The 21,339-nt window shown below is 71.1% G+C and carries 23 protein-coding genes and 1 tRNA gene; 10 read left to right on the top strand and 14 right to left on the bottom strand.

All coding sequences use genetic code 11. The annotated features are described in order from the left end of the window. Positions 1–138: 138 nt before the first annotated feature. The 5 genes from RWE79_RS16580 to RWE79_RS16560 form a co-directional block, all read right to left on the bottom strand. Positions 139–666 carry a hypothetical protein gene (locus RWE79_RS16580; RefSeq protein ID WP_475940845.1) on the bottom strand — a complete coding sequence of 176 codons (528 nt, stop codon included), beginning with the start codon at positions 664–666 and terminating at the stop codon, positions 139–141. 19 nt (positions 667–685) lie between these two features. After that, positions 686–1,195 carry a hypothetical protein gene (locus RWE79_RS16575; RefSeq protein WP_475940844.1) on the bottom strand — a complete coding sequence of 170 codons (510 nt, stop codon included), beginning with the start codon at positions 1,193–1,195 and terminating at the stop codon, positions 686–688. Between the two features lie 458 nt (positions 1,196–1,653). Continuing rightward, positions 1,654–1,726, bottom strand: a tRNA-Arg gene (locus RWE79_RS16570). A 70-nt stretch (positions 1,727–1,796) separates the two neighbouring features. Next, on the bottom strand, positions 1,797–3,203 hold the full coding sequence (locus RWE79_RS16565; protein ID WP_475940843.1) for a cellulose binding domain-containing protein: 1,407 nt from the start codon (positions 3,201–3,203) through the stop codon (positions 1,797–1,799). Between the two features lie 109 nt (positions 3,204–3,312). Next, positions 3,313–3,858 carry a MarR family winged helix-turn-helix transcriptional regulator gene (locus RWE79_RS16560; protein WP_475940842.1) on the bottom strand — a complete coding sequence of 182 codons (546 nt, stop codon included), beginning with the start codon at positions 3,856–3,858 and terminating at the stop codon, positions 3,313–3,315. 108 nt (positions 3,859–3,966) lie between these two features. Between RWE79_RS16560 and RWE79_RS16555 the strand changes: the two genes are divergently transcribed. The 3 genes from RWE79_RS16555 to RWE79_RS16545 all read left to right on the top strand — a co-directional run bounded on the left by RWE79_RS16555 (position 3,967) and on the right by RWE79_RS16545 (position 6,891). Further along, on the top strand, positions 3,967–4,377 hold the full coding sequence (locus RWE79_RS16555; RefSeq protein WP_475940841.1) for an organic hydroperoxide resistance protein: 411 nt from the start codon (positions 3,967–3,969) through the stop codon (positions 4,375–4,377). A 221-nt stretch (positions 4,378–4,598) separates the two neighbouring features. Then, positions 4,599–5,204 carry a TetR/AcrR family transcriptional regulator gene (locus tag RWE79_RS16550; RefSeq protein WP_475945868.1) on the top strand — a complete coding sequence of 202 codons (606 nt, stop codon included), beginning with the start codon at positions 4,599–4,601 and terminating at the stop codon, positions 5,202–5,204. Between the two features lie 160 nt (positions 5,205–5,364). Further along, on the top strand, positions 5,365–6,891 hold the full coding sequence (locus RWE79_RS16545; RefSeq protein WP_475940840.1) for an MFS transporter: 1,527 nt from the start codon (positions 5,365–5,367) through the stop codon (positions 6,889–6,891). Positions 6,892–7,090: 199 nt separating this feature from the next. Here RWE79_RS16545 and RWE79_RS16540 read toward each other — a convergent pair whose 3' ends face one another. Then, the gene (locus RWE79_RS16540; RefSeq protein ID WP_475940839.1) at positions 7,091–7,906 is read right to left on the bottom strand and encodes a hypothetical protein; all 816 of its coding nucleotides are present in this window, start codon (positions 7,904–7,906) and stop codon (positions 7,091–7,093) included. A 9-nt stretch (positions 7,907–7,915) separates the two neighbouring features. After that, positions 7,916–8,674: a dioxygenase family protein gene (locus tag RWE79_RS16535; protein WP_475945866.1), complete on the bottom strand. Its 759-nt coding sequence runs from the start codon at positions 8,672–8,674 to the stop codon at positions 7,916–7,918. 183 nt (positions 8,675–8,857) lie between these two features. On the opposite strand from RWE79_RS16535, the gene RWE79_RS16530 reads away from it, so the two are divergent. Beyond that, entirely contained in the window at positions 8,858–9,355 is a 498-nt protein-coding gene (locus tag RWE79_RS16530) for a MarR family winged helix-turn-helix transcriptional regulator (RefSeq protein WP_475940838.1), read from the top strand. Between the two features lie 30 nt (positions 9,356–9,385). Here the strand turns inward: RWE79_RS16530 and RWE79_RS16525 are convergent, their stop codons facing one another. Both RWE79_RS16525 and RWE79_RS16520 read right to left on the bottom strand, forming a co-directional pair. After that, positions 9,386–10,039 carry a peptidoglycan-binding domain-containing protein gene (locus RWE79_RS16525; protein ID WP_475940837.1) on the bottom strand — a complete coding sequence of 218 codons (654 nt, stop codon included), beginning with the start codon at positions 10,037–10,039 and terminating at the stop codon, positions 9,386–9,388. A 180-nt stretch (positions 10,040–10,219) separates the two neighbouring features. Next, positions 10,220–10,765, bottom strand: coding sequence for an N-acetyltransferase family protein (locus RWE79_RS16520; protein ID WP_475940836.1), 546 nt, complete (start codon positions 10,763–10,765; stop codon positions 10,220–10,222). A 165-nt stretch (positions 10,766–10,930) separates the two neighbouring features. Here RWE79_RS16520 and RWE79_RS16515 point away from each other — a divergent pair, with 165 nt between their 5' ends. The 5 genes from RWE79_RS16515 (at position 10,931) to RWE79_RS16495 (ending at position 16,205) form a co-directional block, all read left to right on the top strand. Next, the gene (locus RWE79_RS16515; RefSeq protein ID WP_475940835.1) at positions 10,931–11,917 is read left to right on the top strand and encodes a sigma-70 family RNA polymerase sigma factor; all 987 of its coding nucleotides are present in this window, start codon (positions 10,931–10,933) and stop codon (positions 11,915–11,917) included. Between the two features lie 236 nt (positions 11,918–12,153). Further along, a complete protein-coding gene (locus RWE79_RS16510) occupies positions 12,154–12,933 on the top strand; it encodes a DeoR/GlpR family DNA-binding transcription regulator (RefSeq protein WP_475940834.1) in 780 nt (259 codons plus the stop codon). Further along, positions 12,930–13,880, top strand: a complete 951-nt coding sequence (pfkB, locus tag RWE79_RS16505) for a 1-phosphofructokinase (RefSeq protein WP_475940833.1) — start codon at positions 12,930–12,932, stop codon at positions 13,878–13,880. The genes RWE79_RS16510 and pfkB overlap by 4 nt, the downstream gene beginning before the upstream one ends. 37 nt (positions 13,881–13,917) lie before the next feature. After that, the gene (locus RWE79_RS16500) at positions 13,918–15,936 is read left to right on the top strand and encodes a PTS fructose transporter subunit IIABC (RefSeq protein ID WP_475940832.1); all 2,019 of its coding nucleotides are present in this window, start codon (positions 13,918–13,920) and stop codon (positions 15,934–15,936) included. Between the two features lie 89 nt (positions 15,937–16,025). Continuing rightward, positions 16,026–16,205: a hypothetical protein gene (locus RWE79_RS16495; protein WP_475940831.1), complete on the top strand. Its 180-nt coding sequence runs from the start codon at positions 16,026–16,028 to the stop codon at positions 16,203–16,205. 19 nt (positions 16,206–16,224) lie between these two features. On the opposite strand, the gene mscL is transcribed toward RWE79_RS16495, so the two are convergent. After that, positions 16,225–16,698, bottom strand: coding sequence for a large conductance mechanosensitive channel protein MscL (gene mscL, locus RWE79_RS16490; protein ID WP_475940830.1), 474 nt, complete (start codon positions 16,696–16,698; stop codon positions 16,225–16,227). Between the two features lie 299 nt (positions 16,699–16,997). Next, positions 16,998–17,501 carry a hypothetical protein gene (locus RWE79_RS16485; protein ID WP_475940829.1) on the bottom strand — a complete coding sequence of 168 codons (504 nt, stop codon included), beginning with the start codon at positions 17,499–17,501 and terminating at the stop codon, positions 16,998–17,000. A gap of 288 nt (positions 17,502–17,789) precedes the next feature. On the opposite strand from RWE79_RS16485, the gene RWE79_RS16480 reads away from it, so the two are divergent. Further along, entirely contained in the window at positions 17,790–18,449 is a 660-nt protein-coding gene (locus tag RWE79_RS16480; RefSeq protein WP_475940828.1) for a helix-turn-helix domain-containing protein, read from the top strand. Here the strand turns inward: RWE79_RS16480 and RWE79_RS16475 are convergent. The 3 genes from RWE79_RS16475 to RWE79_RS16465 all read right to left on the bottom strand — a co-directional run bounded on the left by RWE79_RS16475 (position 18,409) and on the right by RWE79_RS16465 (position 21,282). Beyond that, positions 18,409–19,437 (bottom strand): zinc-dependent alcohol dehydrogenase family protein, encoded by a 1,029-nt coding sequence (locus tag RWE79_RS16475; RefSeq protein WP_475945864.1) that lies wholly within the window; start codon positions 19,435–19,437, stop codon positions 18,409–18,411. The two genes, RWE79_RS16480 and RWE79_RS16475, sit on opposite strands and share 41 nt — an antisense overlap. Positions 19,438–19,591: 154 nt before the next feature. Further along, positions 19,592–19,948 carry an FmdB family zinc ribbon protein gene (locus RWE79_RS16470; RefSeq protein ID WP_475940827.1) on the bottom strand — a complete coding sequence of 119 codons (357 nt, stop codon included), beginning with the start codon at positions 19,946–19,948 and terminating at the stop codon, positions 19,592–19,594. Positions 19,949–20,013: 65 nt separating this feature from the next. After that, the gene (locus tag RWE79_RS16465; protein ID WP_475940826.1) at positions 20,014–21,282 is read right to left on the bottom strand and encodes an MFS transporter; all 1,269 of its coding nucleotides are present in this window, start codon (positions 21,280–21,282) and stop codon (positions 20,014–20,016) included. Between the last annotated feature and the right edge of the window lie 57 nt (positions 21,283–21,339).

Here is a 21,339-nt window from a genome sequence, read left to right as displayed (position 1 = left end):
GCGGTGTCCCTCCCCCGCAGGGAAACACAGGCGGCAACAGATCGCCAAAGGCTGCATCGGTGACCGTTGTCAACACCGATAACGCCGCCGCGACCTGCGGCGGAGCGAATGAGGAAAGGGGCAGCGGGCCGCGCCGGGTCAGGACGCCGGTCTGCTGCGGCCGATGACCACCTTCGCGGTCGCGGTCGTCGTCTTCCGGTCGGTGTCCGAGGTCCGCATCGTCACGGTCATCGTCCATGTACCGGGGACCGGCAGATTCAGGGCGTCCGAGCTGAAGTAGCCGCCCTTGTTCTTCAGCTTCGCGTCGAGGGGTCCGATGCCCTTGCTCGGCAGGGCGAGGGTCATCCGCATCTCCGGGACGGTCGCGATACCGCCCCGCGCGTCGAACACGACCGCCTGCACACCGTTGCGGCCGATCAGGCCGGGATCGATGGTGACGTTGACCGTGCCCGTCCCGCCCGGCGAACCGGTGTCGAAATGCAGGTCGACCTCGGGGAATGCCGCCGCGGCCGGGCTCGCCGAGGAACTGGCCGGCGTACTGCTGCCCGACGTACCGGACGCGACAGCCGCAAGGACCGTGGCCCCGAGCAGGACCACGGCACCCGCCGTGAACAGCACCACCCTCACCGGCGGTTTCGTCGTGGAGGGGCTCGGCGTCATCAGCATGCAGTCACCGTGGCCCAGTTCAGCCGCCGCGTGACCGAATCCCCGAAGATCGAACCTGCGGCACCGGGAATGGAGTACAGTCCCCGCCCCGCATTGTCGGTGGCGACATGCTCCCCGCACCTCCGACAACGGCGACGCCGTCTACGGCAGCCCGTACAGCGTGGTGGACGACTACGGCATCGACCGCGCGGGCCCGCACGGTGGTCTCGTCCACGGCCATCCGGCTTCGGTACTCGCATAGCTCCTCCCGCTCACCGGTCTCGTATCCCGCGCCGCCGTGATCCTCGTTGATCACGTTGAGTATCAGAACGACACGTTTGATTGACTGGAAGACCTGCTCGTCCGTGGGTGCACCCAGCGCCCCTACCTCCGCCTCGAACGACTGCAACGCGGTGTCCGTGGCCTTCAACAACGACTCCGGAAAGAGCTGCGCCATATAGGCGCACGCCGGGTCCAGCGTCCCGGCCGCAACCTCGCGTGGCTCCTCGACTACCCGGGCACGCCAGTTCTCAGATGGTCTGATCCCCATACCCCGGACCGTACGCCCGACCTCTGACACTCACACCGACCTGCACCCTTTCCAACCGTGGTGGTGGGGTGGTGGGCTGTGTGTGAAGCCAGGTCCTGGTGAGTCCCGCACGGCGGCGCGGAGATGTCGCAAGGCGGTGTCGCACGGGGAGCGGAGCGCCTGCCAATCGGCGGAGTCATCACCTACCTCCACGTCAGTCGTGGCGATCGCGACTCGCAGCGTTCTCAGGAGGTCGTAGGCCGCGCGTGTGGCGTCGTGGACGCTAGGTGATGCCACGAGAAACAGTTCGTACCTGGCCGCTACTACGCCTGTCGAGCGAAATGCCTCCACCACATCGCTACGTGAGATCGGCGTGGGGCGACTCAACGCGAGTGTTTGTAATGCGGCTTCAGCCTCGGTCAGCGCAATGAGGTACCGGAAGGCCCCGGACCATGATCGGTCCGGGGCCTTTGCGCTTGTGCCCCAGGCAGGATTCGAACCTGCGACACCCGCTTTAGGAGAGCGGTGCTCTATCCCCTGAGCTACTGAGGCAAGACCGGCTCAGCGGCCGGTCGGGGGTCAGCCTACCGGGTCTGCGGGGTGGGGTGGGGCGGGTATTGGGTCAGGTGGCGCAGGCGGCGCCGTTGAGGGTGAGGGAGGAGGGGGCGCCGTTGGAGCCGGACCAGGTGCCGAGGAAGCCGAAGGAGAGGGTCTGGCCGGAGGGGATGGAGGCGTTGTACGAGGCTTCGGTGATGGTGACGTGGGCACCGGACTGGCCGAGGGTGCCGTTCCAGACCTGGGTGAGGTGCTGGCCGTCGGGGTAGTTCCATTCGACGCGCCAGCCGTTGAGGGCGGTGCGCGAGGTGAGCTCGACGGAGGCTTCGAAGCCGTCGTTCCACTCGTTGACGACGCGGTAGTGGGCGGTGCAGTTCGCGGGGGCGTTGACGTGGGTGTGCGAGGGGGACGCGGACGCGTGCGGGGCCTTGCTCTTGGTCGCGGCCTGCGAGGGCGCGGCCGTGAGGCGGGTCGCGTCGTCGGTGACGTGGCCGGGGCCCGCGGCGGTGGCGGAGCGCGACGGCGAGGCGGAGGGCGTGGCGCCGTCGGGGATGGTGGGGAAGGCGGTGGGGATGGGGGCGGGGGCTCCGGCATTGCTGGTGGGGGCGTTGCTGGACGGCGCGAGGATGGCGGCGATCACGAGGGCCGGTACGGCGAGCGCTGCCGCGGTGAGGCCCACCCGGCGCCGGGCGGCGTGCGGGGTGGGCGGCGGTGCGGGGGTGCCGGGGGCCGCCGGGGCGGCGGCGTGACGTCGTACCAGGTAGGCGACGCCGGCCCAGCCGAGGACACCGTCGGCGAGGGTGTGGGCGAGGTGTTGGCCGTGGAGGGCGTAGTCGTCGGCGGTGATGGCGCAGTCGGAGCAGCGCGCGAGGTGGAGGCGCAGGTCCGGGGGGTAGGTCGGGTCGGGGTCGCGGGTGGCCACGTCGAGGAGCTTGGCGTAGCCCCGGCATTCGAGGGACGCGTCGTCGACGAGGCTGTGGAGGCGTAGCCGGAGACAGGACTCCCGGAAGAGTTCCCGGGTCCGTACGATCTCCTCCGCCGCGCGGTCGGCGGTTATGCCGAGGGCAGCGGCGCTCTCGGCTGTCGGCCGTGCCTCTATCTCGGCGTGCCAGAGCAGCGACTTGTCGGGCTCGGGCATGTCCTGGAAGCCGTGCAGGGCGGTGGAGGGGGAGTCCGCCTCGTCCGTCCGGAGCCAGCGCTGGAGGCCGGGGGCCAACAGGTGGGCGTGGCCTTCCGCTTGCCAGTCGGCGGCGGTGTTGCGTACGCCAATGAGCAGTCGGGGCAGCCAGGCGAAGTGGGGCGCGCTCCAGGGCGGCGCTTCGCGGAGGGTGCGGGTGAAGGCCTGCGAGGCGAGCGTTGTGGCTTCCTCGGAGGTGATGGTGCACAGTTCGGCGTAGGTCAGGACCGAATCCCAGTGCTCGGACAGCAGAGCTGCTTCGAGATTCGGGCGGTCACCAGCCGTGTCAGAAGCCATTGGCGGCACTTTCCTGGCTCACGTGCAACGGTGGTTCAACGGTTCATCGTTGATGGCCCCGGATCTTTTCACAACCTCCACAGGGTGACAAGCGCCCTTTGCAGAGGCGCTATTGGTCCAGTAGGGCCGCGTCGAGCGCCGAGGTGAGCCGGTCGAGCCGGGTGTGCAGCTCGTGCAGTTCGTCGAGTTCGATTCCGGTGGCGTCGTAGATGCGGTGCGGGACGAGCAGTGCCTGCTCGCGCAGCGCGGCGCCCTCGTCGGTGAGGCGGACGGTGACCGAGCGCTCGTCGGCGGCGCTGCGCTCGCGCCGTACGAGACCGGCGGATTCGAGCCGCTTGAGGAGCGGGGACAGGGTGCCGGACTCCAGCCGCAGGTGTTCGCCGATCCTCTTCACCGGCAGCTCGCCGTGCTCCCACAGGACGAGCATCGCCAGGTACTGGGGGTAGGTGAGGCCGAGGTCCCGGAGGATGCCGCGGTACACGCTGTCGAAGGCCCGGGAGGCGGCGTGCAGGGAGAAGCAGACCATGTGGTCGAGGCGGAGCCAGTCCTCGCCCCCTGATTGCACTGCCTGTTCCGGCTGCGCCTGTTCCGGTTGCCCCGCCGGCCCGGTCTGCCCCGCCGGCCCGGTCTGCGCGACGGGCGTGTTCGTTGTCATGGACCCAGAATAGCTCGGCCGCCCGCCGTTCAGTTGTGCACAACTGAATCGTGTGCTCTACTTTCCTCATCGAGTTCGAAGCGTCATTCGACGAGAGGGATGGTTTCCATGAGCGCGCTGTACACCGCCGTCGCCACCGCCAACGGCCGTGAGGGCCGTGCCGTCAGCTCCGACGGCCAGCTGGACCTCCCCCTGGCGATGCCCCCGGCGCTGGGCGGCAACGGCCAGGGCACCAACCCCGAGCAGCTCTTCGCCGCCGGCTACGCGGCCTGCTTCGCCAGTGCGCTCGGCCTGGTCGGCCGTCAGGCGAAGATCGACACCAAGGACATCTCCGTGACCGCCGAGGTCAGCATCGGCCCGGACGACTCCGGCTTCGCGATCTCCGCCGTACTGCGCGTCGAGCTCCCGGCCGAGCTGGAGGGCGAGAAGGGCGAGCTGCTGGTCAAGCAGGCTCACGAGGTCTGCCCCTACTCCAAGGCCACCCGGGGCAACATCCCGGTCGAGCTCATCGTCGAGTAGTCCAGGCGGCGACACCCGGCAGGCCGTACCGCGATCGCGCGGTGCGGCCTGCCGGCTTTTGTGTGACGCAGGTCACATCGGGCGCTGAAATATCCGGGGACTCCCTCCCCGTTTGCATCTACGTCATTGCGAAACGGGGACTCCATCCCCGTATACGAAGCCTACGAACGAGCCAGTGAGAGGGAGGGCCAGCCGTGGACCGCAAGTGCCCCGTCACCCGGATGCGGGCCGACGCCTCGCGCAACCGGGACCGCATTGTCGCGGCGGCACGCGAACTCCTCGTCGAGCACGGCGCGGATGTGCCGCTGGACGAGATCGCGCGGCGGGCGGGCGTCGGCAACGCCACGGTCTACCGGCACTTCGCCGACCGGGGGCAGCTGGTGCTGGAGGTGACGCTCCAGGTCATGGAGCGGATCCAGGTGGCGGCCGACACGGCCCTGGCCGAGGAGCCGGACGCCTTCCAGGCACTGCGGCGCTTCATGCTCGCGGCGGCCGAGGAGCGCGTCGGCGCCATGTGCGCGATGCTCTCGGAGGCGTTCGACCGGGCCCACCCCGAAATCCTGCAGGCCCGTGACCGTCTCGAGCGGACGATCGCGGACCTCATGGGCCGGGCGCGCCGCTCCGGCCAACTGCGCCCCGATGTCGCCATGGGTGACCTCATGGTGGCGATCACCCAGCTCACCCGACCGCTGCCCGGTTCGGCGTGCGTGGACGGTGATCGCTTCATGCGGCGGCACCTCCTGCTCTTCATCGACGGGCTGCACGCCCCGGCGCGCTCCGAACTGCCCGGAACGGCGGTCACGTTGGAGGAGCTCCAACGCGTCTGACCTGGCGGCTCTTATGCACATGTCACATCACAGACATCTCACACGTCATATGCGCGATATGCGTCTCACACATCTCATACGTCTCATACGTCTTACACATCTCACGCGTCGGATCACGTCGCGTTTTCACCACTCCGCAGACCAGTTAGTGAGTTAATCCATGTCGCAAGCGGCTCAAGCCCTGCAGCCGGATCCCCGGCGCTGGAAGGCCCTGGCCTTCATCGCCATAGCCCAGTTGATGGTCGTACTCGACGCGACCATCGTGAACATCGCCCTGCCGCACGCCCAGGTCGACCTCGGCATCTCCGAGGCCAACAAGCAGTGGGTCATCACCGCTTACGCCCTCGCCTTCGGCGGGCTCCTGCTCTTCGGCGGCCGTATCGCGGACCTGTGGGGCCGCCGCCGTACGTTCATCACCGGCCTCATCGGCTTCGCCGGCGCCTCGGCGCTCGGCGGCGCGGCGGCCAACGACGCCATGCTCTTCGGCGCCCGGGCACTCCAGGGCGCGTTCGGCGCGCTGCTCGCGCCCGCGGCCCTGTCCCTGCTCGCGGTGATGTTCACCGAGGCCAAGGAGCGCGCCAAGGCGTTCGGTATCTACGGTGCCATCGCGGGCGGTGGCGGCGCCGTCGGCCTGCTGCTCGGCGGTGTGCTCACCAACTACCTGAGCTGGCGCTGGACCATGTTCGTCAACATCCCCTTCGCCGCCGTCGCGGCGATCGGTGCGGTGCTCGTCGTCCGTGAGCCGGCCGGCGCGCGCAACAGCAGCAGCCTCGACATCCCCGGCGTCCTGCTGGCCACCAGCGGCCTGGTCTCGCTGGTCTACGGCTTCACGCGCGCCGAGTCCGACGGCTGGGACTCCGGTGTGACGATCGGCCTGTTCGTCGCCACCGTCGTGCTGCTGGGCGCCTTCGTCTTCGTCGAGTCCCGGGTCAAGGCACCGCTGCTGCCCCTGCGGGTCGTCATCGACCGCAACCGCGGCGGCGTCTACCTCTCGCTCGGCCTCGCCGTCATCGCGATGTTCGGCCTGTTCCTCTTCCTCACCTACTACCTCCAGGGCGTCAAGGAGTACTCGGCGCTCAAGACCGGCTTCGCCTTCCTGCCGATGGTCGGTGGCATGATCGCCGGCTCGACCCAGATCGGCGCCCGGCTGATGACCCGGGTCCCGCCGCGCCTGCTGATGACCCCCGGCTTCCTGACCGCAGGCATCGGCATGCTGCTGCTGACCCGGCTGGAGGTGGGCAGTTCGTACGCCGGGGTGATCCTCCCCGCGGAGATCCTGCTCGGTCTCGGCATGGGCACCGCCTTCATGCCCGCCATGAGCCTGGCCACGCACGGCGTCCAGCCGCGCGACGCCGGTGTCGCCTCCGCGATGGTCAACACCTCGCAGCAGGTCGGCGGCGCCATCGGTACCGCCCTGCTCAACACCATCGCCGCCAGCGCCACCACCGCCTGGGCCACCTCGCACGCCACGCAGGCCGGCACGCTCGGCAAGCAGGGCTTCGCCAACGCCGCGGCCGTGCACGGCTACTCCGCCGCCATCTGGTGGGCGGTCGGCATCCTGGTGGTGTCGGCGCTCATCTCGGCCGTCCTGATCAACACCGGGCACGGTGACAGCGGCCCGGTCGCGTCCTCCGGCGACGTCGACGGTGTCGTGGACGAGCTCGCGATACCGGTCATCGCGCACTGATCCGGAGCCGGAGCTGGATACCGGCTACGGGATATTGCATACACCTGGTCCTGCATACCAGATATCGAATATCTGGTATCTGATATCGGATACCAGATACCAGATCCCGAATGCCGTATCCCGGCCGGCGCTTAGGCGCAGGAACACACGAAGGGCCCAGCCTCGGGCAAGGAGGCGGGGCCCTTCGTGTGTGCCGAGGCTATTCGCCGTCCGGGAAGGTGTACGAACCCGGCACCTTCACCTGAGGTGTGCCCTGGGGGAACCTGCCGTACACGACGGCGATCTCCTCGTGCGCGGCGAGCTTGACGGCCCCGGGGTCGCCGGTCCGCTCCTTGCCGTTGACGTAGACGTGCAGTTCGTCGCCGTCGCCGGTCCTGAGGCCGCCGATGCCCCTGGCGTTCAGCGCCACGTCCCACTCGGACATGACCTGGCCGAGGGTGAAGTCCGCCTTCTTCGGCGACTCGATGTGGATGACGCCCGTCGTGTCATGCGTGTGCAGCGGGCTGAGCTGCTGCTTCGCCTCGTCGATGCCGATGTCGGCCGGTACGGTCACAGCCTTGCCGTCGACGATGACGTCCAGGTGGGCGTGGATGTGCAGCACCTGGCCCTCGGTGCCGAGCATCGGCAGGCCCGCGGTCCTCGCGCGGGCGGAGGCGTCGGCGGGGGCGGGCCACGGCGGGGCGGTGGCGGCGCCCTTGACGGTGGTCAGCGGTGTGGAGGGGACGGAGGCGATGCCGTTGCCGGAGGCGGTGCCGTTGCCGGAGGCGGCGGTCGGGGCGCCGCCCGTGCCCGCGTCGTGGACCGCTATCGCGCCGCCGACCACGCCGCCGGCCAGTACGAGGACGCCGGCGGTGATGGATATCCGGCGGATCAGGGTGCGGCGGGCCGCGGCGCGCCTCGCCTCCTCGCGCTGGGCGGCGACCCGCGCGCGGCGCTCGGCAGCGGCCTTGGCGGGCTCGGTGGGCTTGGCCGCCCTGGCGGCCTTGGCAGCCTGGGGCTTGCTGTTGGTGCTCATGGTTCAGGTTCAGCCGATCTGGATGGAACGTTTGGCCAGCCCCAGCCAGAAGCCGTCGATGACGCTGCGCTGCTCGCCGAGTTGGTCCCCGGCGGCCCCGAGGGTGACGAAGAGCGGCGCGAAATGCTCGGTGCGCGGGTGCGCCATCCGTCCGGCGGGGGCCTTGTGCTCGAAGTCGAGCAGGGCGTCGATGTCCTGGGCGTCCAGCGCGCGGCGGCCCCAGTCGTCGAACTCGGCCATCACCGAACTGACCTGGTTGTCCGGGCTGATGGCGCGCAGGTTGTGGGTGAAGAAGCCGCTGCCGACTATCAGCACGCCCTCGTCGCGCAGCGGGGCGAGCTTGCGGCCGATCTCCAGGAGCCGCACCGGGTCGAGGGTGGGCATCGAGATCTGCAGGACCGGGATGTCCGCCTCGGGGAACATCTCCACCAGGGGGACGTACGCCCCGTGGTCGAGGCCGCGGTCCGGGATGTCCTGGACCGGCGTGCCGGCGCCGCGAAGCAGCTTGCGCACGGAGTCGGCGAGGGCGGGGGTGCCGGGGGCGGCGTACCGGACCTGGTAGTAGTGCTGGGGGAAGCCCCAGAAGTCGTACACCAGCGGCACGGCGGTGGTCGCGCCCAGGGCGAGCGGGGCCTCTTCCCAGTGGGCCGAGACCATCAGGATCGCCTTGGGGCGGGGGAGGTCCGCGGACCAGGCGGCGAGCTGGCCCGGCCAGACGGGGTCGTCGGCGAGCGGCGGGGCGCCGTGCGAGAGGTAGATCGCCGGCATGCGCCCCGCGTACGCCGGCGTGTGGGCGTCCGCATCCGCGGCCGCGAAGGCACCGGTGCTCGCGCCGCTGGTCTGGGTCGTCATCGCTCGCTCACTCCCTGAGTAGCTTGAAGTTTCAAGCTCTTAGGGGTGACGGTACGGCGAAATTATTGAAATTTCAAGAGATGTCAATAAGCTGGACACATGACGACGACCGAACCCCGCTGGCTGAGCGAGGAGGAGCAGCTCGCCTGGCGCGCCTACATGGCATCGGCGCAGCTGGTCTCCGACGCCCTGGACCGGCAGCTCCAGCGCGACGCGGGGATGCCCCACGCCTACTACAGCCTGCTGGTGTGGCTCTCGGAGACCCCCGAGCGCCGCATGCGCATGACCGAACTGGCCGAACGCTCGAAGATTACGCGCAGCCGCCTGTCCCATGCCATCTCACGGCTGGAGCAGAACGGCTGGGTCCGCCGCGAGAACTGCCCCAGTGACCGGCGCGGCCAGCTCGCCGTCCTCACCGACGAGGGCTTCGCGGCGCTGGCCGAGGCCGCCCCCGGACATGTCGAGGCGGTCCGCAACGCCATCTTCGACCGGCTCAGCCCCGAACAGGTCCAGCAACTCGGCGAGATCCACCGGGTGATCGCCGAAGGCCTCCAGCCGCAGGTCGGCGGCACGGCCGACCTGCCCTGGCTGCGCTAGCCGCCTCGGTGGCCCGACGCGGTCACCGCGTCAGCCCTGCGTACGCGATTCCAGGTCGAGGCGCGTCGCATCCCCGTACTCGCCCTCCTCGTCGCCCCGGATCCCGTACCAGAGCTGGAAGCGGGCCACGGCGGCGGCGAGGACGGCGTCGTACCGGCCGTTGGTCGCGCCGTCGGGATAGACGTCCGGGATCTTGAGCAGGCGGCTCTGGAGGTCGGTGACGGCGGCGCCGCTGTCCCCGAGCCGCAGCACGGCAACGGCGTTCTGCCCGGCCGAGGTGGCCGTGGCGGACGGGTTGGTGCTCGCGGACGGGCTCTGACCGCCGGCCTGGGTGCCTGTTCCTCCGGCCGGTACGACGATCCGCGCGGTCAGTGCGAGCGCCAGCAGGAAGCCGAGCCCGATGCTCGCCGCGATGATCACCGGCAGCCGGGCCCGTCGCCACCCGCGTCGGCGGGCCGTCGCGCGGGGCAGTACCTGGGTGTCGTCGCCGGCGATCCCGCAGCCGTCGGGGGCGGGACTGGTCGCGTCGGCCCCCGCCGGGTCGTCGGCCGGGTCGTCACCGGCCGGCGTCAACACGGCGTGCGCGGGGCGGAACAGCTCGTCGTCGTCCAGCTGACGGGCCGTTCGGAGCGGTCCGATCACCCGGGTCGGTTCGATCACCGTACGCCTGGATTCGGTAGCCACAGCAGCCTCCCTGGCCTCTCCTGCCTACTGCCTCGTGAGGCTAGGCGCCGCCCGGGCCCGGGCGGACGGGATTGCGCGTTGTCCGGCGCCGGGGGAGGCCGATGCGCTAAGCGCGAGCCGGGGTGCGCGGGCGCGGCGGGCCCGCGCACCCCGCCGCGCGCAGGGCGGCCCCGGCGCGGCTCACGCGGAAGGGTGAGGGCCGAACTCCTTCTCGTACCAGGCGACGTCCCAGTAGCGCCCGAACTTCCGCCCCACCTCCCGGTACACCCCGACCGGCCGGAAGCCGAAGCGCTCGTGCAGCCGCCCCGAGACCTCGTTGGGCTGGGCGATGCCGGCGTAGGCGCGGTGCAGGTCCTCGCCCTCCAGTGCCTCGAAGAGTGCCTTGTAGAGGAGGGTGCCGACGCCCAGGCCGACCGCGTCGGGCGCGCAGTAGACGGAGACCTCGACGGATGTGGCGTACGCGGCCTTGGGCCGGAAGGGGCTGCTGGTGGCGTAGCCCAGGATCCGGCTACCCCCGGAGGCCGCGGCCGACTCGCAGGCAACCAGAAGCCGGTACGGGCCGTCTTCCGGGTGGGAGAGCAGCCACGGACGCCGCTGCTCGGGCGTCAACGGCTCCAGGTCGAAGGTGATCGGGGTCTCGCGGACGTAGTGGTTGTAGAGGTCGGTGAGAGCGTCGAGGTCCTCGTTCCGACCGGACCTGACCTGGACTTCCGTACGCTCCGGCAACGCGCAACCTCCCTGTGTGGCGGGACAGGGTACTGCAAGATCGTAAAAATCGGCGCGCCGAGTGGGAATTGTGTCCGGATTCCAGTCGTTATCCCTATTCGAGTGGGCAGCCGCAAGGTAGCTGACTCAATCGACACCCGACCGAACCTTCGCAAGGGAGCACGCATGGCAACCCGTGCCGTCGCCCGTCGTACCGCAGGCGGGAACAGCAGCACTCGCGCAGGACACGGCGAGATCGCGGACCGCGACCTCGTCGGGATGTACCTGGACGAGATCGCGCGTACGCCGCTGCTCGACGCCGCGCAGGAGGTCGAGCTTTCCAGGGCGGTCGAGGCCGGCGTCTACGCCGAGCAGCTCCTCGCGGGCGGGGAGCCGGGGCCGGGCAAAGACGTGAGCCGGGAGGAGCTGGAAGCGATAGCGGCCGACGGAGCCCGGGCCAAGGACGTGTTCATACGTTCCAACCTGCGCCTCGTCGTCGCGGTCGCCCGGCGCTACCCGCGCAGCGGCCTGCCGCTCCTCGACCTGATCCAGGAGGGCAACGCAGGCCTGGTGCGCGCCGTCGAGAAGTTCGACTACGCCAAGGGCTTCAAGTTCTCCACCTACGCGACATGGTGGATCCGGCAGGCGATCACCCGCTCCATCGCGGACCAGTCCCGCACCATCCGGCTCCCCGTCCACCTGGTGGAGGAGCTGGGCCGGGTCCGGCGCGTGCAGCGGGAGTTCAACCGTGAGCACGGGCGCGACCCCGAGCCCGCCGAGATCGCCTCGGAGCTGGACTCCACCCCCGAGCGCGTCGCCGACGTGCTGGACTGGGCCCGTGACCCGGTCAGCCTCAACATGGCGGTCGACGACGAGGGCGAGACCCAGTTCGGCGACCTCGTCGAGGACACCTCCGCGGCTTCCCCGGAGGACTCGGTGCTGGTCATGCTGCGCCGCGAGGAGCTGGAGGATCTGATCGGCCGTCTCGACGACCGCACCGCCTCCATCATCCGTGCCCGCTACGGCATCGTGGACGGCCGCGAGCGCACCCTCACCGAGGTCGGCAAGCAGCACGGCCTCACCCGTGAGCGGATCCGCCAGATCGAGAAGCACGCCCTGGCCGATCTCAAGCGCATGGCCCGCGCCTCCGGCCTCGCGTACGAGGCCGCCTAGCGGACCGCGTCCGTTCCGGCCCCCCTGGTCGAGCCCCCGGTGCCCTCCCCCCTGGCGCCGGGGGCTCTCTGCTGTCCCGCCCCGGACTCAGGGTCGGACTCCGGGGCGCTGTGGGCGGTGTGAGCGTCGATGTCCGGGCGGGCCCGAATATTGCCCGGATCTGTTTACTTTCCCGCAATGTGGGCGTAGCGTGTGCCGAAACCACAGGTTCGGACATGAAACGGACTCACCCAGACATGTACGCTCCCGAGCGCCAGCAGGAAATCCTGCGCTTCGCCCGCGAACGCGGCCGCGTCGATGTCCCCTCCCTCGCGGAGGAGTTCGACGTGACGCCGGAGACCGTCCGCCGGGATCTCAAGGCGCTGGACCGGGCCGGCCTCATCCGGCGCGTGCACGGCGGCGCGATCCCCTCCGGCGGCCTGGACTTCGAACCGGATCTGACCGAGCGTGAGGCGACCGCCGCCGACGAGAAGGACCGCATCGCCAGGGCGGCCCTCGCGGAGCTGCCCGGTGGCGGCCAGGGGAGCCTGGTCATCGACGCCGGCACCACCACCGCCCGCCTCGCGGCCTGCCTGCCGCTGGACGCCGGCTTCACCGTCGTCACCCACGCGCTCCCCATCGCCGCCCGCCTCGCCGAATACCCGGACCTCACCCTCCACCTGGTCGGCGGCCGGCTCCGGCACCGCACCCGTGCCGCGGTGGGCGACTGGGCGCTGCGCGCGTACGAGGACATCAACGCGGACGTCGCCTTCATCGCCGCCAATGGTTTCTCCCTCGCCGACGGAGGCAAGGGCGGTCTGACCACCCCCGACCTCGCCGAGGCCGCCGTGAAGCGGGCCATGATCCGCGCCGCCCGCCGCGTCGTCCTGCTCGCCGACTCGGCGAAGTTCGGCCAGGCCCACTTCGCCCGCTTCGGTGAACTGGCCGACGTGGACGTGCTGATCACCGACGAGGGGCTCAGTCCCGAGGACGCACGCGCGATCGAGCGCGCCGGCACGGAGGTCGTACGCGCATGATCGTCACCGTCACCCCCAATCCCAGCCTCGACCGCACCTACGAGGTGCCCTCGCTGGACCGCGGCGAGGTGCTGCGCGCCACCGGCGACCGGGTGGACCCCGGCGGCAAGGGCGTCAACGTGTCCCGGGCGGTTGCCGCGGCCGGGCGCCGCACCGTCGCCGTACTGCCCCTGGGCGGGCCGGAAGGCGCTCTGCTCCGCCGCATCCTGGCCGAGCAGGGCATCGAGGCGGCGGGTGTGGAGATCGGCGGACGGACCCGGGTCAACATCTCGGTCGCCGAGCCCGACGGGACCCTCACCAAGATCAACGCGGCCGGCCCGCACCTGACCCCCGCCGAGTCCGAGGCGCTGCTCGACGCGGTGCGCACCCGCTCGGCCGGCGCCGACTGGGTCGCCTGCTGCGGCAGCCTGCCGCGAGGCCTGGCGCCGTCCTGGTACGCCGAGCTGGTCGCCCGCGCCCATCGGGCCGGCGCCCGGATCGCCCTGGACACCTCGGGCCCGTCGCTGCTGGCCGCCCTGCGCGAGCGCCCCGACGTCGTCAAGCCCAACGCCGAGGAACTGGCCCAGGCCGTCGGCCGCCCGCTCAGCACCATCGGCGACGCGGTGAAGGCCGCCGACGAGCTGCGTGAGATGGGCGCCGTCGCCGTCCTCGCCAGCCTCGGGGCCGACGGCCAGCTGCTGGTCGACGGAACCGGCACGTACTACGGCCGCGCCGAGGTCGCCCCGGGCGCCGTGCGCAGCAACGTCGGCGCCGGCGACGCCTCCCTGGCCGGCTTCCTCGCGGCGGGCGGCACCGGCGCCGCCGCCCTCGCCTCGGCGGTCGCGCACGGTGCGGCCGCCGTCCAGCTCCCCGGAAGCGTCATGCCGACGCCCGAGGACCTCGAACCCTCGGCGGTCATCACGACCACCGATGTCCCGACCGACCGTCTCCTGCGGGAGCCGGCGTGAGGAACACCGTCCCCACCTCCCGTAATGGAGCCGCGAGATGAGCGACATGATCACCGCGGATCTGGTCGATCTCGACCTGACCGCCGAGTCCAAGGAAGCAGCGACGCGTTCACTGGCTGAACGCCTGGTCAGTGCCGGTCGGGTCACCGACCTGGACGGCTTCCTTGCCGATGTGGCCGCCCGCGAGGAGCAGATGCCGACCGGCCTCGACGGCGGCATCGGCATCCCGCACTGCCGCAGTGAGCACGTCACCGAGCCGTCCCTGGCCTTCGGCCGCAGCACCGGTGGGATCGACTTCGGCGCCGCTGACGGCCCCGCCGACCTGGTCTTCCTCATCGCCGCCCCGGCCGGCGCGGACAGCGACCACCTGACGATCCTGTCGTCGCTGGCCCGCCGCCTGATGGACGGTGAGTTCACCGGCGCGCTGCGCTCCACGGACGACGCGTCCTACGCGGCCGCCCTCATCCGCGGTGACGCGGATCCCACGACTGCCGTCGCGCCCCGACCTACGGGAGTGGCCTCCTCCGAGGGCGCGACGGCTACCACCTCCGACGAGCCCTTCCGGATCGTCGCGGTGACCTCCTGCCCGACCGGCATCGCCCACACCTACATGGCGGCCGAGAAGCTCCAGCGGGCCGCCGCCGACAAGGGCGTCGAACTGACCGTCGAGACCCAGGGCTCGGCCGGCTTCAACCGGCTCGACCCGGCCCTCATCGCCTCCGCCGACGCGGTGATCTTCGCCCACGACGTGGAGGTCCGCGAGAAGGAGCGCTTCGCGGGCAAGCCCACGGTCGACGTCGGCGTCAAGGCCGGCATCAACCGCCCCGGCGAACTGATCGACGAGGTCCGCGGCAAGGCGGCACGCGGTGAGGCCACCGCCCCCGCCGCAGCCGGTGGCGTCCCGATGGACAAGGGTGTCAGGGACGGCGACCACTTCGGCACGAAGTTGCGCAAGTGGCTCATGACCGGCGTCAGTTACATGGTGCCGTTCGTCGCGGCCGGTGGTCTGCTGATCGCGCTGTCCTTCGCCGTCGGCGGCTACGAGATCGTCAACGCCAAGTCCGTCGTCGACCACTTCGACTGGGCGGACAAGGCGAGCTGGGCCGCCCTGATGTTCCAGATCGGCGCAGGGGCCTTCAGCTTCCTGATCCCGGTCCTGGCCGGCTACATCGCCTACGGCATGGCGGACCGCCCCGGTCTCGTCCCCGGCTTCGTCGGCGGCTATATCTCCGTCGTCATCAAGGCGGGATTCCTCGGCGGCCTGATCGCCGGTCTGATCGCCGGTGCGGTGGTCCTCGCCATCCAGAGGGTCCACGTCCACAAGACGTTGCGCGGCATCATGCCGGTGGTGGTCATCCCTCTCCTGTCCTCCATCGTCGTCGGATTCCTGATGTTCGTCGTGATCGGCAAGCCGATCGCCTCGGCCCAGAAGGCGATGACCGACTGGCTGAGCAGCCTGTCCGGTGCCAACGCGATCATCCTGGGCGTCATCCTCGGCCTGATGATGTGCTTCGACCTCGGTGGGCCGGTCAACAAGGTGGCCTACGCCTTCGCCACCGGTGGTATCGCCGTCACCAACCCCACGCCCGGATCCCTGAAGATCATGGCTGCCGTCATGGCCGCCGGTATGGTCCCGCCGCTGGCGATGGCCCTGGCGACGACGGTGCGGGGCCGGCTGTTCACCGAGGAGGAACGGGAGAACGGCAAGGCCGCCTGGGTTCTCGGAGCGTCCTTCATCTCCGAGGGCGCGATCCCCTTCGCGGCGGCCGACCCGCTGCGGGTCATCCCGTCCTCGATGGTGGGCGGCGCGGTCACCGGCGCCCTGGCCATGCTGTTCGGCAACACCCTGCGCGCACCGCACGGCGGCATCTTCGTGGTCCCGCTGATCGGCAAGCCGTTCCTCTACCTGATCGCCATCGCCGCCGGTACCGCGGTCACCGCGGGTCTGGTGATCCTGCTCAAGGGTCTGCGCAAGACCCCGGAGACCGTCTCCGCCGACACCGCCCCGGCTCCCGCCGAGGCACCTGTTCCGGCGAAGGCCCCCGTCGCCGTGTGACACGGCCCCGACCGGCCCGGCCGCGCGTCAGCTCCCCCGACGCGCGGCCGGGCCTTCGGCGTGAGCGGCCCGCACGTACCCTGGATGGCATGACCACCCCGGCCCCCGAGCCCCGCGACCCCGCCGCAGCCCTTGTCTTCGACGATCCCCTGGACCGGCCGTCTTCGGACGACACCGACGCCGGATGGGGCGACCGCCCGGCTCAGAGCGGTGGCAGCGCCGCCGACCTCGCCCGCTTCCTCGACGAGAAGCCCCCGCACCACATCTGAGCCCCGGGGCCCGCCGGGCTCAGCCGAGCCGCTTCATCCCGTCGTGATCGATCGGTGCGGGCACCCTGGCGTTCCGCCCCGCACTCTCACGCGCCAGCAGATCGCGGATCTCGGCCAGCAACTCCACCTCGGTCACCACCGCGGGTGCCTCGTCCTTGCCGGCCTTGCGCCGCTCGTTGAACTTGGTCATCGGCAGGATCAGCCCGAAGTACACCACCGCGGCGGTGATCGTGAACGTCAGCGCGGAGCCGAGCACCGAGCCGTAGGCGATGACGACGCCCGACTTGATCTCGCCCGTCGCGCTGACCTGGCACTGGGCCTTGAGGCACCACGTGTAGCCGTCGAGGTTCTGTGTGCCGATGAGACCGACGACCGGGTTGATGATGCCCTTCACGAACGCGTCAACGATCTTGCTGAATGCCGCGCCGATGACGACCGCGACAGCCAGTTCGACGACGTTGCCACGCAGGAGGAAGGCCTTGAAGCCCTTCAACAGACAGGTCCTTTCTTGTCCGGACAGCGGCCGGGACCGCCTAGCGGCGCTGCTCGGCCGGCAGGTCACGGATAGGTGAGCAGCTCGGCCTCTGAGGGTACGGGCTCGCCCTCCGGCGTCTCTCGCCGGTTGTACGCATTGAGCGGGAGCACCACCACGAAGCAGACGGCTGTGGCGGCCGGTGTGAAGATGATCACAGCTCCGATCACGGAAGCCGAGGCGTTCACTTCAGGGGCGGGGGCCGCCAACGGGCGGCACCTGTATGGATGTTGACTGCAAGTCGTGGTCGTGGACCGCGTTCAGCACAGCACCACCCCCAGAGGTGAGCCCGTCGCCGCCCCGCTCAGGGCGGCTGCCGTCGGGCGCGGCACCGCCAGGACCACGAGCGCCCCGCCGCCGACGGCATCGGTGGCGCCGGCCTCCGGGGGCGGGCCTTCCCCCGGCCGGCCGGCCGGGGCCCGGGGGACACCCACCACGGACACCGACCGGGCGACGACCCGGGTCCCGGCCAGTACATCCACCCGGTCGCCCGGTCTGAGCAGTGCGACCACGCCCGCGTCGGCGATCCGTACCGGTGCCCGCACCACGTCCCGGGCCGCGACCGGCGCGGCGGTGGCACGGGCGGACGTTCGCACCGCACCGGTGTCACCACGGGACGCGGAGGCCGCCAGGGCCGCGGCGCTCACCGCGAGACCCGCTGCCATGGTCCTGCGCCGGGCCCGCACCGCCCGGCGGATCCGGTGCCGGCCGCCGCCCACCCGGATCGGCCCGAAGGCCGGCACCCCGCTCGGCGGTGGAGGCACCGCCCAGCCCTCAGGCCGGGGAAGAGTCCCTTCCACACCACATCGACTCACGCTGCTCTCGGGCAACGCGACCACCCCCTGTCACTCCGCTCGCTGACTGCTCTCCACCATGCACCACATCGGCGACATCCCGCCGACGGCCGTCCCCAGCCTGTGGATTACTCGCCGGTTGTGGATAACTCGATCACCCGTTCGAGGGTCATTCATGGACAAGCCTGGTCAAGAAGCCCACCGGGTGCTCTGCTGGTAACAGATATTCGTTCGATACGCGAGCTGGAGGTGGTGACCGTGCCCCACAAGACCGTGCCTCACCGGGCGGCGCACCAGCAGGGCGACGTCGGCCGCCGGGTGGCACTGCGGCGGGAGCAGCTGGGACTCACGCTGGAGGAGGTGGCGGCGCGGGCCGGCATGGCACCGAGCTATGTGCAGTACGTGGAGGAGCAGTCGGACACGATCGGATCCAGTGCCCTGTTGCGGCTCGCCGCGGCCCTTCGCACAACCGGCAGACAGCTGCTCGGCGTGGGTCCCGAGCATCCCGCGGAGGCACTGGCGCCCCCGCCGAGGACCGTCCTGCAGGAGCTCGCCGCGGAGGAGTGCTGGAATCGGCTGGCCGAGCACGGCGTCGGCCGGCTCGCGCTGGCCACGGACGAGGGCCCGGCGGTCCTCCCCCTCGGTTATGCCGTCATCGACGGGGCGATCGTCTACCGGGCGGTGTCCGGCGGCGCCCCGGCCGCCGCCGCCGGCTGCGAGGTGGCATTCGAGGTCGATCAGGTCGACGAGGCCATCGCCGCGGGGTGGAGCGTGCTCGCGGTCGGCACGGCGGAGCGGGTCACGCCGCCCGAGGAGGAGGCCGAGGGCAAGCGGGATCTGTGGATACGCATCGTCCCCGACCGGATCAGCGGTTGCCTCATACGTGACGAAGCGGCGGAGCGGCAGGACCGGGAATGAGCACGGCCGCGCCGTTGACCCGGTCTCCGGCGAGATCGGCGAGCGCCTGGTCGGCCCGGTCCAGCGGGTAGGTGGTGACGGTGGCCCGGATCCCGATCCGGGTGGCCAGGTCGAGGAAGTCCCTTCCGTCCCGGCGGGTGTTGGAGGTGACGCTGCGCAGCTCGCGCTCCTGGAAGAGGTGGCGCTGGTAGTTCAGTACGGGGATGTCGGTGAGGTGGATCCCGGCGACGGCGAGAGTCCCGCCACGGTCCAGGGCGGCCATCGCCACCGGCACCAGGTCCCCCACCGGGGCGAAGAGGATCGCCGAGTCCAGGGGTTCCGGTGGCCTGTCGTACGCGCCGCCGGCTGAGGCCGCACCCAGCGACAGGGCGAGTTGCCGGGCCGCCGCGGACCGGGTCAGCACATGGACGGTGGCACCCTCGGCCATGGCGACCTGGGCCGCCAGGTGAGCGGATGCCCCGAAGCCGTAGACGCCGAGCCGGCCGCCCGGCGGCAGGGCGCTGCGGCGCAGGGCGCGGAAGCCGATGATGCCCGCACAGAGCAGCGGTGCGAGCTGAGCCGCGTCGGGGCCCTCCGGCAGCTCGTAGGCGTACGCCTCGGGCGCCAGGGTGAAGTCGGCGAAGCCTCCGTCGGCGTCCCAGCCGGTGTAGAGGGAGGCGGGGCACAGGTTCTCGCGGCCGGCCGTGCAGTAGCGGCAGGACCCGCAGGTGCCGCGCAGCCAGGCCACCCCGGCCCGGTCGCCCTCGCGGAAGGCCGTCACCCCCGGCCCGGTGCCGATCACCCGGCCGACCACCTCGTGGCCGGGGACGGTCTCGCGGCGCCGTGGCGCGAGGTCGCCCTCGGCCAGGTGCAGGTCGGTCCGGCACACCCCGCAGGCCTCGACCCGCAGCAGCAGCTCACCCGGCCCCGGCTCGGGCACCGGACGCCGGACTCTCACCAGCGGCTCCGTCACCATTGGCCCGGGCCGGTCCACGACCCACCCGCTCAGCATGTATCCAGTCTGCGACCGCGACGGCGAATGGGCCACGGCGTAACGCGGCCGCCCGGACGGGAGCGGGCATGCTTCGGGCCCCGCCGGACGAATCGGCGGGGCCCAACGAAGATTCAGGCAGCGGCCCTCAGCAACCCCGGGCGCAGTGGCCTCAGGCGGCCGAGCTGCTGCTCGACGAGCCGGAGGAACCAGAACCGGAAGAACCAGAGCCGGAAGAACCAGAACCGGACGAGCCGGAGGAGGAGGCACTCGATGTCTTCGAGGTGCTCGACGACGACGTGTCGCTGCTGGCGGCGGCGGCCTTCGAGGCCGGCGCGCTGCTCGACGACGAGCTACGGCTGTCGGTCCGGTAGAAGCCGGAGCCCTTGAAGACGACGCCGACGGCGGAGAACACCTTGCGCAGGCGTCCGTCGCACGCCGGGCACTCGGTGAGCGCGTCGTCGGTGAACTTCTGCACCACCTCAAGGCCATTGCCACAAGCGGTGCACTGGTACTGGTACGTCGGCACGTGTCCTCCTGGCACTCTCACTCATTGAGTGCTAACGACGGTCAATAGTGCAGCATTCCGCGGCGTCAGTCCACTGCGACCGGCACTTGGTGACCGATCCCACGAGCCACGACCCGGCCCGAAGTCCGGGTGGAGAGCCTGCGGCGCAGGGCGAGCAGTGTGACCAGGGCCAGTGCGGTACCGGCCAGCGGCACCACGAATCCCGCACTGGCGCCGAAACCGTCGGCCAGCCGGCCGGCGACCGTGACGGCGGCGGCCTGGCCCAGGGCGACCGACCCGGTGAGCCAGGTGAAGGCCTCGGTGCGAGCGGTGGCCGGGACCAGGCCCTCGACGAGGGTGAAGCCGGTGATCAGGGACGGGGCGATGCACAGTCCGACCAGCAGCCCGGCGGCCGCCATGAGAGGCACCGAGTGCACGGCCCACAGGGTGGACGCGGCCAGGGTGAGGGCCGCGTAGCCGACGAGGAGGCGGCGGCGCGGCGCGGCCTTCCAGGCGACGGCGCCGCAGGCTATGCCGGCGAGCATGTTGCCGGCCGCGAAGACGCCGTAGAGCACGCCGTTGATGCCGGGCTGCCCCGCCTCCTGCGCGAAGGCGGTCAGCGAGACCTGCATACCGCCGAAGACGGCGCCGATGCCCAGGAAGGCCACGGCCAGCACGCGTACGCCCGGAATGGCCAGCGCCGAGGTGCTCGGCTCACGGGTCGCCCCGGCCAGGCGGCCCGGTACGGGCTGTGTACGGCGCCGGGCGGCGAACAGCAGCCCGCCGGCCAGAGTCAGCGTGGCCTCGGCGGCCAGCCCGGCCGCCGGGTGAACACCGGCGCACAGTGCCGTGGCCAGGACCGGGCCGATGACGAACGTGAACTCGTCCGTCACCGACTCGAAGGCGGCCGCCGTCGGCATCAGCGGCGAACCGGAGTCCAGAGCCGCCGCCCATCGGGCCCGCACCATCGGCCCGACCTGGGGCACCGAGGCGCCGGCCGGTACGGCGGCGGCGAACAGCGCCCACAGCGGGGCGTGCGCCAGAGCCAGCGCGGCCAGCAGCACCACCGACGCGGCGTGCACCAGCACGCCCGGCAACAGTACGGCGCCCTGCCCGTGGCGGTCGGCGAGCTTGCCGCTCTGCGGGGCGAACAGCGCCATGGACACGCCCGTGGCGGCGGCGACCGCGCCCGCCGTGCCGTAGGAGCCGGTGGTGTGTTCGACCAGCAGCACGATGCTGATCGTCAGCATCGCGAAGGGCTGCCGGGCCGCGAAGCCGGGCAGCAGGAAGCTCCAGGCACCGGGGGTGCGCAGCAGCTGACCGTATCCGGGACGACGAGTGACCGTGGATGCCACGGCCGGGCCTTTCTGCCGCCTGGTAGCGAGCCCCGTCGATCGCGGGGTGCGCCGAGA

This window comes from Streptomyces sp. RLA131 (assembly GCF_056270125.1).
This window is presented reverse-complemented; position numbering and strand designations above follow the sequence as displayed.

What these genes read in the sequence shown, in the direction of transcription:
- RWE79_RS16580 (WP_475940845.1), bottom strand. Translation starts at nt 666, where the DNA reads ATGCTGATGACGCCGAGCCCCTCCACGACGAAACCGCCGGTGAGGGTG.
- RWE79_RS16575 (WP_475940844.1), bottom strand. Translation starts at nt 1,195, where the DNA reads ATGGGGATCAGACCATCTGAGAACTGGCGTGCCCGGGTAGTCGAGGAG.
- RWE79_RS16565 (WP_475940843.1), bottom strand. Translation starts at nt 3,203, where the DNA reads ATGGCTTCTGACACGGCTGGTGACCGCCCGAATCTCGAAGCAGCTCTG.
- RWE79_RS16560 (WP_475940842.1), bottom strand. Translation starts at nt 3,858, where the DNA reads ATGACAACGAACACGCCCGTCGCGCAGACCGGGCCGGCGGGGCAGACC.
- RWE79_RS16555 (WP_475940841.1), top strand. Translation starts at nt 3,967, where the DNA reads ATGAGCGCGCTGTACACCGCCGTCGCCACCGCCAACGGCCGTGAGGGC.
- RWE79_RS16550 (WP_475945868.1), top strand. Translation starts at nt 4,599, where the DNA reads ATGCGGGCCGACGCCTCGCGCAACCGGGACCGCATTGTCGCGGCGGCA.
- RWE79_RS16545 (WP_475940840.1), top strand. Translation starts at nt 5,365, where the DNA reads ATGTCGCAAGCGGCTCAAGCCCTGCAGCCGGATCCCCGGCGCTGGAAG.
- RWE79_RS16540 (WP_475940839.1), bottom strand. Translation starts at nt 7,906, where the DNA reads ATGAGCACCAACAGCAAGCCCCAGGCTGCCAAGGCCGCCAGGGCGGCC.
- RWE79_RS16535 (WP_475945866.1), bottom strand. Translation starts at nt 8,674, where the DNA reads ATGCCGGCGATCTACCTCTCGCACGGCGCCCCGCCGCTCGCCGACGAC.
- RWE79_RS16530 (WP_475940838.1), top strand. Translation starts at nt 8,858, where the DNA reads ATGACGACGACCGAACCCCGCTGGCTGAGCGAGGAGGAGCAGCTCGCC.
- RWE79_RS16515 (WP_475940835.1), top strand. Translation starts at nt 10,931, where the DNA reads ATGGCAACCCGTGCCGTCGCCCGTCGTACCGCAGGCGGGAACAGCAGC.
- RWE79_RS16510 (WP_475940834.1), top strand. Translation starts at nt 12,154, where the DNA reads ATGTACGCTCCCGAGCGCCAGCAGGAAATCCTGCGCTTCGCCCGCGAA.
- pfkB (WP_475940833.1), top strand. Translation starts at nt 12,930, where the DNA reads ATGATCGTCACCGTCACCCCCAATCCCAGCCTCGACCGCACCTACGAG.
- RWE79_RS16500 (WP_475940832.1), top strand. Translation starts at nt 13,918, where the DNA reads ATGAGCGACATGATCACCGCGGATCTGGTCGATCTCGACCTGACCGCC.
- RWE79_RS16495 (WP_475940831.1), top strand. Translation starts at nt 16,026, where the DNA reads ATGACCACCCCGGCCCCCGAGCCCCGCGACCCCGCCGCAGCCCTTGTC.